Source organism: Brevibacterium sp. 'Marine', assembly GCF_012844365.1.
Classification (GTDB): domain Bacteria; phylum Actinomycetota; class Actinomycetes; order Actinomycetales; family Brevibacteriaceae; genus Brevibacterium.
Map to the genome: position 1 here is coordinate 2,699,004 of NZ_CP051626.1, position 14,218 is coordinate 2,713,221.

16 protein-coding genes are annotated in these 14,218 nt (G+C 65.7%); 1 reads left to right on the plus strand and 15 read right to left on the minus strand.

Features of this window, described 5'->3' with window-relative positions; genetic code table 11:
• Positions 1 to 99: 99 nt before the first annotated feature.
• From pyrH to rpsB, 3 genes are all read right to left on the minus strand, one after another.
• Positions 100 to 852, minus strand: a complete 753-nt coding sequence (gene pyrH, locus HF684_RS12115; RefSeq protein WP_248278918.1) for a UMP kinase — start codon at positions 850 to 852, stop codon at positions 100 to 102.
• Positions 853 to 1,064: 212 nt separating this feature from the next.
• A complete protein-coding gene (gene tsf / locus HF684_RS12120) occupies positions 1,065 to 1,892 on the minus strand; it encodes a translation elongation factor Ts (protein WP_169252673.1) in 828 nt (275 codons plus the stop codon).
• A 33-nt stretch (positions 1,893 to 1,925) separates the two neighbouring features.
• The gene (gene rpsB / locus HF684_RS12125) at positions 1,926 to 2,834 is read right to left on the minus strand and encodes a 30S ribosomal protein S2 (protein WP_169252674.1); all 909 of its coding nucleotides are present in this window, start codon (positions 2,832 to 2,834) and stop codon (positions 1,926 to 1,928) included.
• Positions 2,835 to 3,383: 549 nt separating this feature from the next.
• Between rpsB and HF684_RS12130 the strand changes: the two genes are divergently transcribed.
• On the plus strand, positions 3,384 to 4,451 hold the full coding sequence (locus HF684_RS12130) for a D-alanyl-D-alanine carboxypeptidase family protein (RefSeq protein WP_248278919.1): 1,068 nt from the start codon (positions 3,384 to 3,386) through the stop codon (positions 4,449 to 4,451).
• Positions 4,452 to 4,514: 63 nt separating this feature from the next.
• Here HF684_RS12130 and HF684_RS12135 read toward each other — a convergent pair whose 3' ends face one another.
• From HF684_RS12135 to HF684_RS12190, 12 genes are all read right to left on the minus strand, one after another.
• Entirely contained in the window at positions 4,515 to 5,585 is a 1,071-nt protein-coding gene (locus tag HF684_RS12135; protein ID WP_169252675.1) for a tyrosine recombinase XerC, read from the minus strand.
• Between the two features lie 27 nt (positions 5,586 to 5,612).
• Positions 5,613 to 6,842, minus strand: coding sequence for a DNA-processing protein DprA (dprA, locus tag HF684_RS12140; RefSeq protein WP_248278920.1), 1,230 nt, complete (start codon positions 6,840 to 6,842; stop codon positions 5,613 to 5,615).
• Positions 6,839 to 8,485 carry a YifB family Mg chelatase-like AAA ATPase gene (locus HF684_RS12145; RefSeq protein ID WP_169252676.1) on the minus strand — a complete coding sequence of 549 codons (1,647 nt, stop codon included), beginning with the start codon at positions 8,483 to 8,485 and terminating at the stop codon, positions 6,839 to 6,841. The genes dprA and HF684_RS12145 overlap by 4 nt, the downstream gene beginning before the upstream one ends.
• Positions 8,482 to 8,847, minus strand: coding sequence for a YraN family protein (locus HF684_RS12150; RefSeq protein WP_248278921.1), 366 nt, complete (start codon positions 8,845 to 8,847; stop codon positions 8,482 to 8,484). The genes HF684_RS12145 and HF684_RS12150 overlap by 4 nt, the downstream gene beginning before the upstream one ends.
• 223 nt (positions 8,848 to 9,070) lie before the next feature.
• Positions 9,071 to 9,388, minus strand: coding sequence for a DUF2469 domain-containing protein (locus HF684_RS12155; protein ID WP_025777313.1), 318 nt, complete (start codon positions 9,386 to 9,388; stop codon positions 9,071 to 9,073).
• Complete coding sequence (locus HF684_RS12160) at positions 9,385 to 10,197, minus strand: ribonuclease HII (protein WP_169252678.1); 813 nt, start codon at positions 10,195 to 10,197, stop codon at positions 9,385 to 9,387. The genes HF684_RS12155 and HF684_RS12160 overlap by 4 nt, the downstream gene beginning before the upstream one ends.
• Complete coding sequence (gene lepB, locus HF684_RS12165) at positions 10,197 to 10,904, minus strand: signal peptidase I (protein WP_169252679.1); 708 nt, start codon at positions 10,902 to 10,904, stop codon at positions 10,197 to 10,199. Before lepB (HF684_RS12165) ends, HF684_RS12160 begins: the two co-directional genes overlap by 1 nt.
• Positions 10,905 to 11,217: 313 nt before the next feature.
• Positions 11,218 to 11,841 carry a signal peptidase I gene (lepB, locus tag HF684_RS12170; RefSeq protein WP_169252680.1) on the minus strand — a complete coding sequence of 208 codons (624 nt, stop codon included), beginning with the start codon at positions 11,839 to 11,841 and terminating at the stop codon, positions 11,218 to 11,220.
• 31 nt (positions 11,842 to 11,872) lie between these two features.
• Positions 11,873 to 12,214, minus strand: a complete 342-nt coding sequence (gene rplS, locus HF684_RS12175) for a 50S ribosomal protein L19 (protein WP_025777317.1) — start codon at positions 12,212 to 12,214, stop codon at positions 11,873 to 11,875.
• 173 nt (positions 12,215 to 12,387) lie between these two features.
• Positions 12,388 to 13,206, minus strand: coding sequence for a tRNA (guanosine(37)-N1)-methyltransferase TrmD (gene trmD, locus HF684_RS12180; RefSeq protein ID WP_169253903.1), 819 nt, complete (start codon positions 13,204 to 13,206; stop codon positions 12,388 to 12,390).
• A 101-nt stretch (positions 13,207 to 13,307) separates the two neighbouring features.
• On the minus strand, positions 13,308 to 13,808 hold the full coding sequence (gene rimM / locus HF684_RS12185) for a ribosome maturation factor RimM (protein WP_169252681.1): 501 nt from the start codon (positions 13,806 to 13,808) through the stop codon (positions 13,308 to 13,310).
• Between the two features lie 178 nt (positions 13,809 to 13,986).
• Positions 13,987 to 14,217 (minus strand): RNA-binding protein, encoded by a 231-nt coding sequence (locus HF684_RS12190; RefSeq protein WP_039210974.1) that lies wholly within the window; start codon positions 14,215 to 14,217, stop codon positions 13,987 to 13,989.
• Position 14,218: the final 1 nt, after the last annotated feature.

Sequence of the window (14,218 nt, forward strand, 5' to 3'; positions counted from 1 at the left end):
GCCGGCCGCCACGATGGCGACGGTTCCACGCTGTGAGGACCCGCCTGCGTTCGGTGTCGGGCCACCTCGGCGGAGATGTCCGCCTCGGTGGTCCGTGTCTCAGTGGACGACCGTGCCGATCTTCTCACCGATGATGGCCTTGCGCAGGTTGCCGTCGCCTTCCATCCCGAAGACGTGCATCGGCAGCTTGTTGTCCATGCACAGGCTGAAGGCGGTCGCATCGACGACCTTGAGACCGCGCTGCAGGGCGTCCTGGTAGCTGATCTCGGCGATCTTCTCGGCGTTCGGGTCGACCTTGGGGTCGGCGGTGTAGACGCCGTCGACACCGTTCTTGGCGATGAGGACCTCATCAGCGTGCACCTCGAGTGCGCGCTGGGCGGCGACGGTGTCGGTGGAGAAGTACGGGAGTCCGGCGCCGGCGCCGAAGATGACGACGCGGTTCTTCTCCATGTGCCGCATGGCGCGGCGGGGAATATAGGATTCGGCGACCTGCGACATCGGGATCGCGGTCTGCACGCGGGTGTCGACACCCGCCTGTTCGAGGAAGTCCTGCAGGGCCAGACAGTTCATCACGGTGCCGAGCATGCCCATGTAGTCGGCGCGGGTGCGGTCCATGCCGCGCTGGGAGAGTTCGGCTCCGCGGAAGAAGTTGCCGCCGCCGACGACGATGCTGACCTCGACATCCTCGGTGGTGGGAGCGACCTCGCGGGCGACTGCGGCCACGACGTCGGGATCGACGCCGATCTTGCCGCCGCCGAAGACCTCGCCGGAGAGCTTGAGCAGAACACGGCGGCGATGAGTGCGCACCGCGCGGCTGGCGTAGCTGGATTCGTGAACAGGGGTGCTTGTCATAAAGTCCTTCTTCCGTGCGGGCAGGTCTGTACCCGGTGGGATCGTCACTGTGTTCGGGCCTCGCTGATCGGGTGCCTGTGATCGGGCGTCTGGGTCAGTCTAGCGAAAAACGGGGTCGGACCGATTGGTCCGACCCCGCTTCGCCGGTGAGTTCTCACTCACTCGGTGAACCTGGGAAGCAGAGATCAGTCTGCTTCACGGTCAGTGGTGCATCAGGCTCCGACGCGGAAGCGCAGGAAGCCGGTGGCCTTGACGCCCGCAGCCTCGAGCACCTTGGCCACGGACTGCTTGGGATCCTTGGCGAATCCCTGGTCGAGCAGGCAGTTCTCCTTGAAGAAGCCGTTGACGCGACCCTCGATGATCTTCGGCAGAGCCTGTTCGGGCTTGCCTTCGTTCTTCGCGGTGTCTTCGGCGATGCGACGTTCGTTCTCGACGAGATCGGAGGGAACGTCTTCGCGGGAGAAGTACTTCGGGGCCATGGCGGCGATGTGCACGGCAACATCGTGTGCCACGGTCTCGTCGTCACCCTCGAATGCCAGCAGCACGCCGACCTGCGGGGGCAGGTCCTTGTTGGTGCGGTGCAGGTAGGAGGCGACCTTGGAGCCTTCGACGCGGCCCACGCGACGCAGTTCGACCTTCTCGCCCAGCGAGGCACCGGATTCGGTGATGAACTGGGAGACGGGCTTGCCGTCGGTCTCGGCGGCGAGCAGCGCTTCGGCAGAATCGGCCTTGTTCGCCACGGCCAGTTCGAGGACCTCTTCGGAGAGCTTGACGAACGGTTCGGACTTCGCCACGAAGTCGGTCTCCGAGTTGAGCTCGATCATGGTGCCGACTCCGCCTTCGACGGAGGTCGCGACCAGACCGTCGGAGGTCGAGCGGCCTTCGCGCTTGGTGGCGCCCTTGAGGCCCTTGATGCGCAGGGCCTCCATGGCCTTCGTCTGGTCGCCGTCGGCCTCGTCGAGAGCCTTCTTGACGTCCATCATTCCGGCGCCGGTCTTTTCGCGCAGTGCCTTGATATCAGCGGCAGTGTAGTTTGCCATTCTTTCTCCTCAGGATGGTGGAGTTAAACGAAATCAGGACTCGGTCGACTCGGTGGAGTCGGCGGCTTCAGCGGCAGGAGCAGCTTCAGCGTTCTCGGCTTCAGCGGCAGGAGCGGCTTCAGCGGCGTCGGCAGCCGGAGCGGCAGCCTCGGCGGGCTCCTCTTCGGTCTTGCCTTCGAGGAGCTCGCGCTCCCATTCGGGCATGGGCTCGACGGCGGAGACGTTCTTCTCTCCGCTGGCGTCGTCCGAGGAGTGGCGGGCGATGAGGCCCTCGGCCACGGCGTCGGCGACCACGCGGGTCAGCAGCGAGACCGAGCGAATGGCGTCGTCGTTGCCCGGGATCGGGTAGTTGACGTCGTCCGGGTCGCAGTTGGTGTCGAGGATGCCGATGACCGGGATGCCCAGCTTCTTGGCTTCGTCGACCGCGAGGTGTTCCTTCTTGGTGTCGACGATCCAGACGGCCGACGGGGTGCGCTGCATGTCGCGGATGCCGCCGAGGGTCTTCTCGAGCTTGTCCTTCTCGCGACGCAGGATGAGCAGTTCCTTCTTGGTGTGCGAGGAACCTGCAACGTCGTCGAAGTCGATCTCTTCGAGTTCCTTCAGCCGGCGCAGACGCATCGAGATGGTCTGGAAGTTCGTGAGCATACCGCCGAGCCAACGCTGGTTGACGTAGGGCTGGCCCACGCGCTGAGCCTGCTCAGCGATGGATTCCTGGGCCTGCTTCTTGGTGCCGACGAAGAGGATCGAGCCGCCGTGGGCAACGGTCTCCTTGACGAATTCGAAGGCGTTGTCGATGTAGCCCAGCGACTTCTGCAGGTCGATGATGTAGATGCCGTTGCGTTCGGTGAAGATGAAGCGCTTCATCTTCGGGTTCCAACGACGGGTCTGGTGTCCAAAGTGAACGCCGCTGTCGAGCAGCTGGCGGATGGTGACGACGGCCATGCCGACGCCCTCCTTTCTGTGCACCCTCGGGGTGCTTTTACGTCACGCGCGCGTCGATCGTGCTCACAGCGAACCCCTAATGGTCCGCGTCGATTCGATCGACGGGATGCGTCGATGACATTTTCGGTTGATTCCTGGTACCCGGTTCGTCCGCCCCACAGGCACACCTGACGGCTGCCTGCACCACGGGAAGGAGAAGAATTCGGATACGCGTAGTCAGAAGACACGCTTCTGCTGGACTTAGTCTATCCCGGTTGGGCAAGTCATTTCCAATCACGGTCGATCCCCCGCCGAGGCGGCCCACCGATGCGGATCAACGCATCGACTCGTGCGTCGGCAGCTGTGGATCGTTCGGTGGAGTGGGAGCCGCGGCGACCGGTCCCGTCGGTCGTGGGGACCTGAATCGCCGTCGATTCGGTGCACTCGACCATCGCTTCCTGTGGACTGGCGTGCGACTCGAACGTCGGCGCCTTGTGGAGGGAGGCGGATCGTCCACAGGGGTGATACTCGCGGATGACACGACCTTGCGCGACGGGTTTGCATGCTCCCATGACTCACTTCGCGCTCGACCGCCTCCGCCTGCTGTTCCGCCTTCGAGCGAGACGCTCAAGCCTGCGCTCACCGCAGTCACTGCTTCTTGCCGCGATCATCGCAACGGCACTTGTGCTCACGGGCACTCCCCCGACGGCGAGCGCCGCGGCCCCTACGTCGACAATGCAGCAGGGCGGTATGCCGAGGAGTGCTCCGACGAATTGGGTCACACCGGTGCCGGCGATGGAGATCATCGAAGCATTCGATCCTCCGGACAAGCCGTGGCTGACCGGCCATCGCGGAATCGACGTGCTCGCAGTCGTTGGCGAACCGCTGCGGGCACCGACGGGAGGGACGATCCGCTTTGCCGGCACGGTGGCGGGGACTGCGACCGTCAGCATTCTCACCGAGTCCGGTCATGTGCTCACGTTCCAGCCGGCCGCGACGTCGTTGGAGAAGGGTCAGGGATTTGCCGCCGGCGAGAAGATCGGCACGGTGGGCAGCGGTGGCCACTGTCGGCGTTCGTGCCTGCACATCGGAGCATGGCCGGCCGCGAGCGATAAGAGGTACGTCGATCCGGGCAAGTTCTTCGGTCAGGAGAAGTCTGCGCTGCTGCCTCTGTCGCGGAAGCCTGCGAAAGAACCGAGAGGAGGCGGGGATTCGACCGCCTCCGGTGCCGGAGCGTGGGGCGGTCACCGCAATGGGCGGATTCCCGCCTCGGCGATGTGTGCGTTGGAGTCGGCTCCCGGGCAGATGCTGCGCTGCGATGCTCAAGCGGCCTTCGATCGGCTCTCGACAGCGTTCGAGGCTCGGTTCGGTGCCCCGATCTCGGTCACCGACGCCTACCGGGACTACGCCACGCAGGTGATCCTCAAACGGCGGAAAGGGCGGATGGCGGCGACACCGGGAACGTCGAATCATGGGTGGGCGCTGGCGGTCGACCTCGGCAGCGGGATCAATTCCTTCGGCACCGCGCAACATCAGTGGATGCGGACGAATGCGCCGAGGTTCGGGTGGATCCATCCCGGTTGGGCGCGGCAGACGGGGTCGCTGCCCGAGCCGTGGCATTGGGAATTCCGGAAGTAGAGCGCCTCGGTCAGGCCGACGCTTCCGCCATGGCTCTGCCGGCCAAGTGCGTCACGGTGGGTCTCAGGCTCGCGGGTGAGCGCGCCTGTAGGTGTCCTGCAGCCGCTGCATGGACACCTGGGTGTAGATCTGCGTGCTGCTCATCGTGGAGTGGCCGAGCAGCTCTTGGATCTGTCGCAGGTCGGCCCCGCGATCGAGCATATGCGTGGCCGCCGAATGCCGCAGACCGTGCGGTCCGATGTCGGGAGCACTGGGGTCGTCGGAGCCGTAGCGGTGAACGAGTTCGCGCACCTGCCGCGCACCGATGCGCCCTCCACGGACGCCGAGGAACAGTGCGTCGCCGCTGTGGGGACCGGCGAACAGGTCGCGGGTGGCGAGCCAGTCGTCGAGGGCTCTGCGTGCCGGGGCGCCGAATGGGACGCGACGTTCTTTGTCGCCTTTGCCGAGCACGGTGATCATCGATGCGCGGTCGTCGATGTCGCTGCGGTCGAGTCCGGTCAGTTCGGAGACGCGGATCGCGGTGGCGTAGAGCATTTCGAGGATCGCGGCATCGCGGATGCGTTTGGCCGCGTCGAGCGGGTCGCTCTTGTCCGTGTCGCCCTGTGCCGTGTCGCCCGTCGTGGGGCCCGTCGTGGCGCCCGTCGTGGCGCCTCCAGCCGCCGAATCGCTCGCGTCGGTGTCTCCGGTTCGCGGGCCTTCGGCAGCGGAGATGAGGTCGGCGGCCTGCTGCGGTTTGAGCACGGTGGGCAGCCGGGAGTCCTTCTTCGGAGTCCGCAGACGTGCCGCCGGGTTGTTCGACAGTCCCAGGTTGCTCACACCGTAGGCGAAGAAGGAGCGAACAGCGGCGATCTTGCGAGCCACCGTCGATTTCGCGGCACCGGCGTCGTCGAGAGTGATGAGCCAGGAACGCAGATCATCGAGTTCGACGGAGGCGAGATCGATGCGTGCGCCGGACGTCGTCGACGGGTGTCCACCCTCGGTCCCGCGCCGGAGCTTCGTCGAGTGCACGGCGTGGTCGAGGAAGTCGGAGACGTCGGCGACGTAGGCACGAGCAGTGTGCTCGGAGACGTCACGAGACCGCAGGTGGTCGGCATAGCCTGTCACCACCTCGGCGACGGTCGAAGATGTGCTCACGCCCCCAGGATACGTGGACGGTCGGGCTCAGCCGCGGGACGTGCGCAGTTTCACCCACCCGGTGTCGCGGCGTTCGGCCATTCCGGCCAGGTCGAGAGTAGTCAGCGAATTGAGCGCATCTGCGATCGTCAGTCCTGCCCGAGAGGCGATGGTCCCGACGTCGAGCGGCTTCGATACGGTCAGCGCATTCAGGCAGATCTTCTCCCGCTCATCAAGCGCTTCACGGGGGTCGGGAGGCGGCGGACGTTCTCCGTTCTCTGCGGCGGCGCCCGCCGCGGTCGCGTCGAAGAGCGCCGGAGTCTCGTCGTCCATGAGTGCGATGACATCGTCGCTGCAGGTGACGAGTTCTGCTTCGTGCTCGCGCACGAGCTTGTGGGCCCCGGTCGACGACGCCGAGTACACGGACCCGGGGAAGGCCGCGACCTGCCGGGAGAGTTCGAGGGCATGCCGCGCGGTGTTGAGTGCTCCGCTGCGCCAACCGGCTTCGACGATGACGCTGACCTGCGCCGAGGCGGCGATGAGTCGGTTGCGCAGCAGGAACCGGTGGCGCATCGGCGTCATTCCCGGTGCCGTCTCGGACACGATGGCGCCGGTGGAGAGGATCTGTTCGAACAGGTCGGCGTTCGCCGCCGGATAGAAGCGATCGACTCCCCCTGCCATGAATGCCACCGTCGGCGCTTCCCTGGCGATGGCGGCTCGGTGGGCGGCTGCGTCGATGCCGAATGCGCCTCCGGACACGACGGTGATTCCGCGAGCCGCCAGGTCCCATGCAAGGTCAGAGGCGCATTTGGTTCCGTAGCTGCTGGCCGCTCTGGCCCCGACGACGGCAACGGCTCGAGCCAGGACGGTGCTGAGGGAGGCAGCTCCCCGCACCCACAGACCCAAGGGTGCTGCGGGACCGAGGTCGTCGAGCATTCGGGGCCACTCGTCATCATCGGGAATGACCAGTCGGCCGCCGATTCTCGCAATCTTGTCCAGATCATCCCCTCTCGTCTCGACGTCCCCGGCTCGCACCGCCCACCGGTCGATGGCCTCGGGCATCTGCCCGTGTTCGGCCGCCTCGGTGCCGGTGACTGTCAGACCGTGGACGGCTTCGTGAGCGGTGGTCTCACCGCGGCCGACGGCCATGATGATCCCTTGGGCGGCGACCGGACCGATTCCGTCGACGAGCCGTTTGAGCAGACCGTCGCCGGGCTCACCGATGCGCAGCAGTGAGGCGATGGCTGCGCGGACGTCCTCATCAGTGTTCATGGTCATGACTCCTGCGTCCTCAGGGCGAGCGCCGTTCTCATCGTGTCGGGGTCGGGACCGGGTTTCCCGGCCAGATCAGCCAGAGTAGTGGCGACACGCAGCACCCTGTCATAGCCGCGCATGGTGATCCGGCCCGTGTCGAGCGCCCGGTCGAGATCGGACAGGTCTGCCGGTGTGAGTGCGAAGTGGTCGCGCAGCCAGGTTCCGGGCGCTTCGGCGTTGAGCCTCCAGTCGCAGTCGGCGAAGCGTTCGGCCTGCCGGTTCCGCGCGTCGAGTACGCGGGCCGCCACTGTGGCGCTCGTCTCCTGGTCCCCGCCGAGGCGGAGGTCGGCCGGGGAGACGGGAAAGAGTTCGAGCTGCAGGTCGACTCGGTCGAGCAGCGGCCCCGACAGCCGATTGCGATAGCGGCGTTTGTCCAGAGGGGTGCATCGACAGTCCGCACCGACCCCGGCCATCCCGACCCCGCAGGGGCAGGGGTTCGCGGCCATGATGAGTTGGAACGAGGCCGGAAGCACCATCGATCCCCACGCACGGTGGATGTGGACGCGACGGGATTCCATCGGCTGCCGCAGGGCTTCGAGGACGTCGCGGGAGAATTCGGGAGCTTCGTCCATGAACAGCACCCCGCGGTGGGCGCGGCTCAGCACTCCGACAGTTCCGGGTCGGCGTCCGCCGATGAGCGCCGAGGCGGTGCTGCGGTGGTGGGGTGCTTCGAACGGGGGCCGGTGGTCGAGTCCGTCGATGCCGTCGAGTTCGCCGCGCAGCGAGCGGACGGCGGCGACCTCGACGGCTTCATCGTCGTTCAGCGGCGGCAGGATTCCGGGCAGGCACTGGGCGAGCAGGGTCTTGCCCGCTCCGGGTGTGCCGCGCATGAGCAGGTTGTGCCCGCCCGCGGCGGCGACTTCGAGGCCGAATCGCCCTTCGGCCTGTCCTTGGACTTCGCAGAGATCGTGGAGTTCCGGGGCCACGGGGACAGGTTGGTCCATGTCGAGGACCGCCGGCAGTGCAGGTACGGCCATCGATCCGCCATAGGCATTGACCACCTCGGCCAGAGAGGCGACCGGGAGGACTCTGGCGCGTCCGATGAGCCGTGCCTCGTCGGCATTGCCGATGGGGACGACGAACCGGTCGAAACCGGCCTGCAGCGCTGTGTGCAGGGACGGGAGCACCCCGGTGACGGGACGGATTCTGCCGTCGAGCCCGATCTCACCGCAGTGGATGACGCTGCCGGTGTCCTCGGTGGTGATCAGGGACAGTGCTCTGAGCACGGCGACGGCGATGCCGAGGTCGAATCCGGTGCCGATCTTCGGCACTGTTCCAGGGGTGAGATTGATTGTCAGGTGTTCTGTGGCGACGGGTTCTCCGAGGTAGGCCAGGGCCGCCCGAAGTCGCTTGCGCGATTCGCTCACCGAGGCATCCGGCAGTCCGACGATGTCGATTCCGGGCAGCCCCGCGCTGACGCTGGCTTCGATCGACACGATCTTCCCGGTCAGCCCCCACAGTGCCACGGCGGAGGCCCGTCCGATGGTGTGCGCCGAGGAGGCGGGTTCGACATCGTCGGCCCCGGCCTGTTCGTCCGGCTCGAGCGGTTCGACCGGCTCGGCCTGCTCGAACGGCGGTTCCTCCTGTCCCGGGACCCCCTCGCTCATGAGTCGACCTGGATGTTCGGGCAGTGGAAGTACTGGACGCGCGGTTCCATGATGATTCCGAGCGCATCGATGCGCGTGGCCGGAAAGTATTCGTCCTGCCCGCTCAGCCAGATCCCGGCCAGTGTGCGGATGCGGACGAGTTTGGTTCGGGTCACGGCTTCCAGCGGTGATCCCAGCAGTGCGGTGCGCCGTGTCTTGACCTCGACGAAGACCGCGGTGTCACCGTCGCGGGCGATGATGTCGAGCTCTCCTCGCGCGCACCGGAAGTTGCGTTCGAGAACGACCAGACCGGCGTCCTCCAAGAATGCGACCGCGAGGTCCTCTCCCCTGCTGCCGAGCGCCTGCTTACGCAGGCCCTTCACGGTCCGCGTGCTCTTCGACGCTCGTGTCCGACCGGGTGTTCGTATCCGTCCCATGTCGGTCAGATGACCACGACGCCGTGGCTGTGCGGAAGAGCAGAAAATGGGCCTGTGGACGGCGCCCGACCGTCCACAGGCCCACGACGGTCAAGTCAGAGCGGCGTCCACAGCGATCGGTGCGCGAGTGGTCGAGCCCAGGCTCCGCCGATGATGTGAGGAAGCCGCCTCAGCCGCGGATCGCCGTCGGCGGTTCGAGATCGGACTTCGCGATCTCCTCGATGTTGACGTCCTTGAACGTCAGCACGTGCACGGTCTTGATGAACCGTGCCGATCGGTAGCTGTCCCACACCCAGGCGTCGCGCAGGGTGAGTTCGAAGTACACGTCGCCGGCGTCGTTGTGGGCCTTGAGGTCGACGTGGTTGGCGAGGTAGAACCGACGCTCGGTCTCGACGACATAGGCGAAGAGACCGACGACGTCCCGGTATTCCTTGTACAGCGCAAGTTCGAGTTGCGCTTCGTAGTCGTCAAGATCATCGGCACTCATGACAGGCCCTCCTTCGCTCTTGAGTCCGCGCTCAGGCGGAAGCTTCTCCGGTGGTGGATGCTGGGGCCGAGTTCGGCGATGCCCTGTCGGTGCTTCACCGTCCCGTATCCCACGTTCGATTCCCAACCATAGTGCGGATGAGCCTCGGCGAGGGCGATCATCGTCTCGTCGCGTGCCACTTTCGCCACGATGCTTGCCGCCGCAATCGCCGGAACCGAGCCGTCGCCCTTGATCACGGTGCGCACCGGCGGCAGTTCGAGGTCGGCACAGTCTCCGAATATCCCCAGGCAATCGAGGGTGAGTGGGGCCGAGAGCCAATCGTGGCGGCCGTCGAGGAGCACCATCGTACGGTCAGGGAATTCGCCCACCGAGGCGGCTCTGCCATCGACATCGACTCCGCCCGAACCGTTCTGTTCGGAACCGATCGAACAATGACCCTCGGAACGCGGGTCCGCCCAATCGCTGAGCATCGACATCATGGCGCGGCGTCCGGCGAGGTTGAGGGCCATCGTCATCCCCACCTCGTCGAGTTCGGCAGGAGTCGTCGACCCCACCGCCGCGACGGTCGCCCACGATCGCACTCGCTCGGTGGCCTCCTGCCTCGACTGCGCGCTCAGCTGCTTCGAGTCATGGATGCCGGCGGGTACCTCGGCGGCGGTGAGGGCGCGCAGATCGAACAGGGCGACACCGACACCGACGGGCCCGGCCAGAGCGCCGCGGCCCACCTCGTCGACGCCGATGACGAAATCGAATCCCTCGCTGAGCAGTCCGCGTTCGACGCTGAGGTCGGTCAGTCCACGTGCGGCCATCAGTTCCCGGTGATTCCCTCGGCGGTGTCCGGCACGTCCGCGAAGACCTCGTCGGGGGTCGAGACCCAGCTGAAGTGTTTGAACGGCCAGTTGATGAGGAACACGGTGCCGACCACGTCCTCCTCGGCCACATAGGGGTCGGTGTCCATGTGGTAGCGGGAATCGGCGGAGTTGCCGCGGTTGTCGCCCATCACCCAGTAGTGGCCCTCGGGCACGGTGACTTCGAATTCGACCTCCGAGGGGGCGGTGCCCGCATCGAGGTAGGATTCGTCGATAGGTTCGCCGTTGACCAGCAGGCGACCTTCGGCGTCGCAGCACTTGATCGTGTCACCGCCGACGCCGATGACGCGTTTGATCAGCTGATTGCCCGAGTCCGCGGGGGCCAATCCGATGAATTCGAGGATCGGGTTGGGCGTGTATTCGGCGGTCTCGGCCGCCGAGAGCCAATGATCGGGGTCGTCGAAGACGATGATGTCGCCGCGGTCGGCGGGTCCGAAGCGGTGAGCCAGCTGGTTGACGAGGACCCGGTCATCGACCTGGAGGGTGGTCATCATCGATTCGGACGGGATGTAGAACGCGCGGACGACCCACGTCTTCAGCGCCGTCGAGATGAGCAGGGCGATGACGATGATCGCCAGGGTCTCCAGCAGCCCGCGCGCGAACCGTTTCGAGGCGGGTGGCGGGGAAGCTTCGGATTCGCTTGTCATTCGTTCGCTTTCACATCGGACCAGGACTGCGGCTGTTCGGATCAGCACTGCGGCTGCGGACTGAACCGAGCGTATCAGCACGACCGGAGCCTCACGCTCAGCCGCAGTGCAGTTGAGTGCGAACGCTCAGCCGTCCGCGCAAGGCTCAGATGACGCCGAATTCCCCTCACCGAGGCGGGCTCCCGACCTCGCGTGTCAGAGGTCGGGACGGGAGTATGAGCACCGCGTGTCAGCTCCCACGGGTTCGAAGATCATACGCACCGATCGAAATCACCGCATTTGCACTTTGGACCCGCCCTCACCGAGGCGGCGCTCAGTCGATCGAGGAGCCGTGTCCGATCACGGGGCCGATGACCCGATCGGTGGGGATGAATCCCCCACCGGGCCGTCCCAGCAGCGACCGGGAGTCGGCGGATTCATTGCGGTTGTCGCCCATCACCCACATGGTGCCGTCGGGGACTTCGATGGAGAATTCCACCGCCGAGGCTGGGGTGGGGGCATAGTCTTCGCGCAGAGGTTTGCCGTTGAGCAGCAGACGCCCCTTCGCGTCGCAGCATTCGAGGCTGTCACCGCCGACGGCGATGACGCGTTTGACGTAGTAGACGTCCCGGGGGCCGAGTCCGACCCACGAGCCGATCTTCTGCAGAGGTGTGGGCAGCGCATCGTCGACGAACGATCCGCGACCGTCGAAGACGACGATGTCTCCGCGTTGGAGGTCACCCCGCAGGGCATCCGGACGCCACACCGTGATCGAGTCGTCGACCTTGAGCGTCGGCTCCATCGAAGCACTCGGAATGGTGAAGCGCTGGATGACGAACCCGCGGATCGATCCGCCGAGGACGATGATGACGACGGCGATCGCAGCAATCGTCTTCCAGAACCGTGCCGAAGACAGAAGACGCGACCCGAAGGTCGCGTCTTCATGTCTGTTCGGCACCGTGTGATCATCTCCCACAGTGCCGGGCAAATCAGGCCTTTTCGCGGATGCGAGCAGCCTTGCCGCGCAGTTCGCGCAGGTAGTACAGCTTCGCACGGCGCACTGCGCCGCGGGTGAGGACCTCGATCTTGTCGACGTTGGGCGAGTGCACCGGGAAGGTACGCTCCACACCGACGCCGAAGCTGATCTTACGAACGGTGAAGGTCTCGCGAACGCCGTCGCCCTGGCGACGGATGACGATTCCCTTGAAGACCTGGATACGCGAGCGCGAACCTTCGATCACCTTGACGTGAACGTTGAGGGTGTCGCCCGGGCGGAATTCGGGAACGTCAGACTTCAGCGAGGCTGCATCTACAACATCGAGCTTCTGCATTGTGGTTTCTCCTGTGGCCCCTGCTTCAGGTCGAGGACACGCATATCGGACCGGTGAACCGGTAGCTGGATCGTCTGTCGGGATCTCTCCCCGTCGACCCGCCGAAACGATGCGGCGGGCCACCGTGGGCACTCATCCCCCTGAAGCAGGTGAGTGCCAACAAACGCGACGCTCTATTCTGTCACGGTTGAGCGCTCAGACTCAAACCGCTGAAGCGCCGCAAGGTCGTCCTTGCTCAGGTCATCGAGTCTCTCGAGCAGATCAGGTCTGACTTCTGCGGTGCGTTCGAGACGTCGGTCACGTCGCCACCGGGCGATCGCAGCATGGTTGCCGCTGAGCAGGATCTCGGGCACGTCACGTCCGCGCCAGTTCGCCGGCTTCGTGTAGATCGGGTATTCGAGCAGTCCGTCTTCATGGCTCTCCTCGGTCAGCGACTCGGGGTTGCCGATGACGCCGGGGATGAGGCGACTGACGGCTTCGATCATCACCATCGAAGCGACTTCGCCGCCGTTGAGCACATAGTCGCCGATGCTCATCGGCAGCAGATCGAAGTGCTCCCCAGCCCAATCGATGACGCGCTGGTCGATTCCTTCGTAGCGTCCGCAGGCGAAGACGAGGTGGTCGCGGGCGGCGAGATCCTCGGCGATGCGCTGATCGAACACCTGCCCGGCAGGGCTGGGCACGATGAGCGTCGGCTTGCCGCCGGCTGGAGGACCCGCAGTCTGAGCACTTTCCGGGCCTTCGCCCTCCGCAGCGCTACCGCGACCTGCCAGGATGTGCTCGAGAGCCAGGGCCCAGGGTTCGGCCTTCATGACCATTCCCGCTCCGCCGCCGTAGGGCGAGTCATCGACGGTGTTGTGCCGGTCGAAGGTGAAGTCCCGCAGGTCGTGGACGTCCAGGCTCAGCTGGCCGCGGTCGACGGCCTTGCCGATGAGCGAGAGCTGCAGACCGGCGAGGTATTCGGGGAAGATCGAGACGACGTCGATCGACATCTGAGGTCGGACCGCTTCGGCGGGGGCCGCACCCTGGGTCACAGGGTCCGGTCCGACCGCCTCGGCGGGGGTGTCGTCGTCGGTCATCGGGGACAGTTCGCTCATTCGGCGTCGAAGAGGCCGGCGGGCGGGGTGACGCTGATGCGGCCGGAGTCGATGTCGACGTCGGGCACGATCTCGGTGACGAAGGGGATGAGCACAACGTGTCCGTCCGCGTGCTTCATATGGAGCAGATCCTGGGCGGTGCCGTTGGTGACGTCGACGATCTCGCCGACGAGGGCGTCGTTCTCATAGACCTTGAGCCCGATGAGGTCATCGAGGTACCAGGCATCGGCTTCGTCCTCGACGTCGTCCGCCTCGGCGAGGATGAGGGTGTTGCGGATCTCCTCGGCACGATTGCGATCGGGGACCTCGTCGAAGGCCAAGAGCAGGCGGTCGCGGTGCCACCTAGCCGACTTCAGCGTCAGCACTCCGATATCGGGATCGGTGGCGAAGGTCTCACCGGGGTTGAGCCGTTCCTCGGGTCGGTCGGTGCGCACCTCGACGGTGAATTCGCCTTTGATTCCGTGCGGCTTGCCCAGCCGGGCGATCACCGTGTCCATACTGCTCCTCGAAGTGTGCTGTCACTGTCTGTCCGGCCGATCATGCGCCCGGATGACTTCTCTTGCGGTCAGCCGGCGGACCGCCGTGTTCTGGCACCAGTGTAGTCGGCGACCGGCGGATGAATGCACGAGAGGGGATGCAGCGCATCGGCACTGCATCCCCTCTCGGATGTCGGAATTACGCCTCGATGAGGTCCACTCGCACCGACTCACGGCCGGCCAGCGAGTTCATCACGGTGCGCAGGGCCTTGGCGGTCCTGCCTGCACGGCCGATGACCCGGCCGAGGTCTTCGGGGTGAACCCGGACCTCGAGGGTCGTACCGCGCTGCGACGAACGCGAACGAACGGAGACGTCGTCGGGATGATCGACGATTCCGCGGACCAGATGCTCGAGCGAATCAGGCAACATC

Coding starts and splice junctions, on each gene's coding strand:
- HF684_RS12190 (WP_039210974.1), bottom strand. CDS start 14,217: ATGTTGCCTGATTCGCTCGAGCATCTGGTCCGCGGAATCGTCGATCAT.
- HF684_RS12155 (WP_025777313.1), bottom strand. CDS start 9,388: ATGAGTGCCGATGATCTTGACGACTACGAAGCGCAACTCGAACTTGCG.
- lepB (WP_169252679.1), bottom strand. CDS start 10,904: ATGACAAGCGAATCCGAAGCTTCCCCGCCACCCGCCTCGAAACGGTTC.
- dprA (WP_248278920.1), bottom strand. CDS start 6,842: ATGACCATGAACACTGATGAGGACGTCCGCGCAGCCATCGCCTCACTG.
- rpsB (WP_169252674.1), bottom strand. CDS start 2,834: ATGGCCGTCGTCACCATCCGCCAGCTGCTCGACAGCGGCGTTCACTTT.
- trmD (WP_169253903.1), bottom strand. CDS start 13,206: ATGTCGATCGACGTCGTCTCGATCTTCCCCGAATACCTCGCCGGTCTG.
- rplS (WP_025777317.1), bottom strand. CDS start 12,214: ATGCAGAAGCTCGATGTTGTAGATGCAGCCTCGCTGAAGTCTGACGTT.
- HF684_RS12130 (WP_248278919.1), top strand. CDS start 3,384: ATGACTCACTTCGCGCTCGACCGCCTCCGCCTGCTGTTCCGCCTTCGA.
- pyrH (WP_248278918.1), bottom strand. CDS start 852: ATGACAAGCACCCCTGTTCACGAATCCAGCTACGCCAGCCGCGCGGTG.
- tsf (WP_169252673.1), bottom strand. CDS start 1,892: ATGGCAAACTACACTGCCGCTGATATCAAGGCACTGCGCGAAAAGACC.
- rimM (WP_169252681.1), bottom strand. CDS start 13,808: ATGGACACGGTGATCGCCCGGCTGGGCAAGCCGCACGGAATCAAAGGC.
- HF684_RS12145 (WP_169252676.1), bottom strand. CDS start 8,485: ATGAGCGAGGGGGTCCCGGGACAGGAGGAACCGCCGTTCGAGCAGGCC.
- HF684_RS12160 (WP_169252678.1), bottom strand. CDS start 10,197: ATGGCCGCACGTGGACTGACCGACCTCAGCGTCGAACGCGGACTGCTC.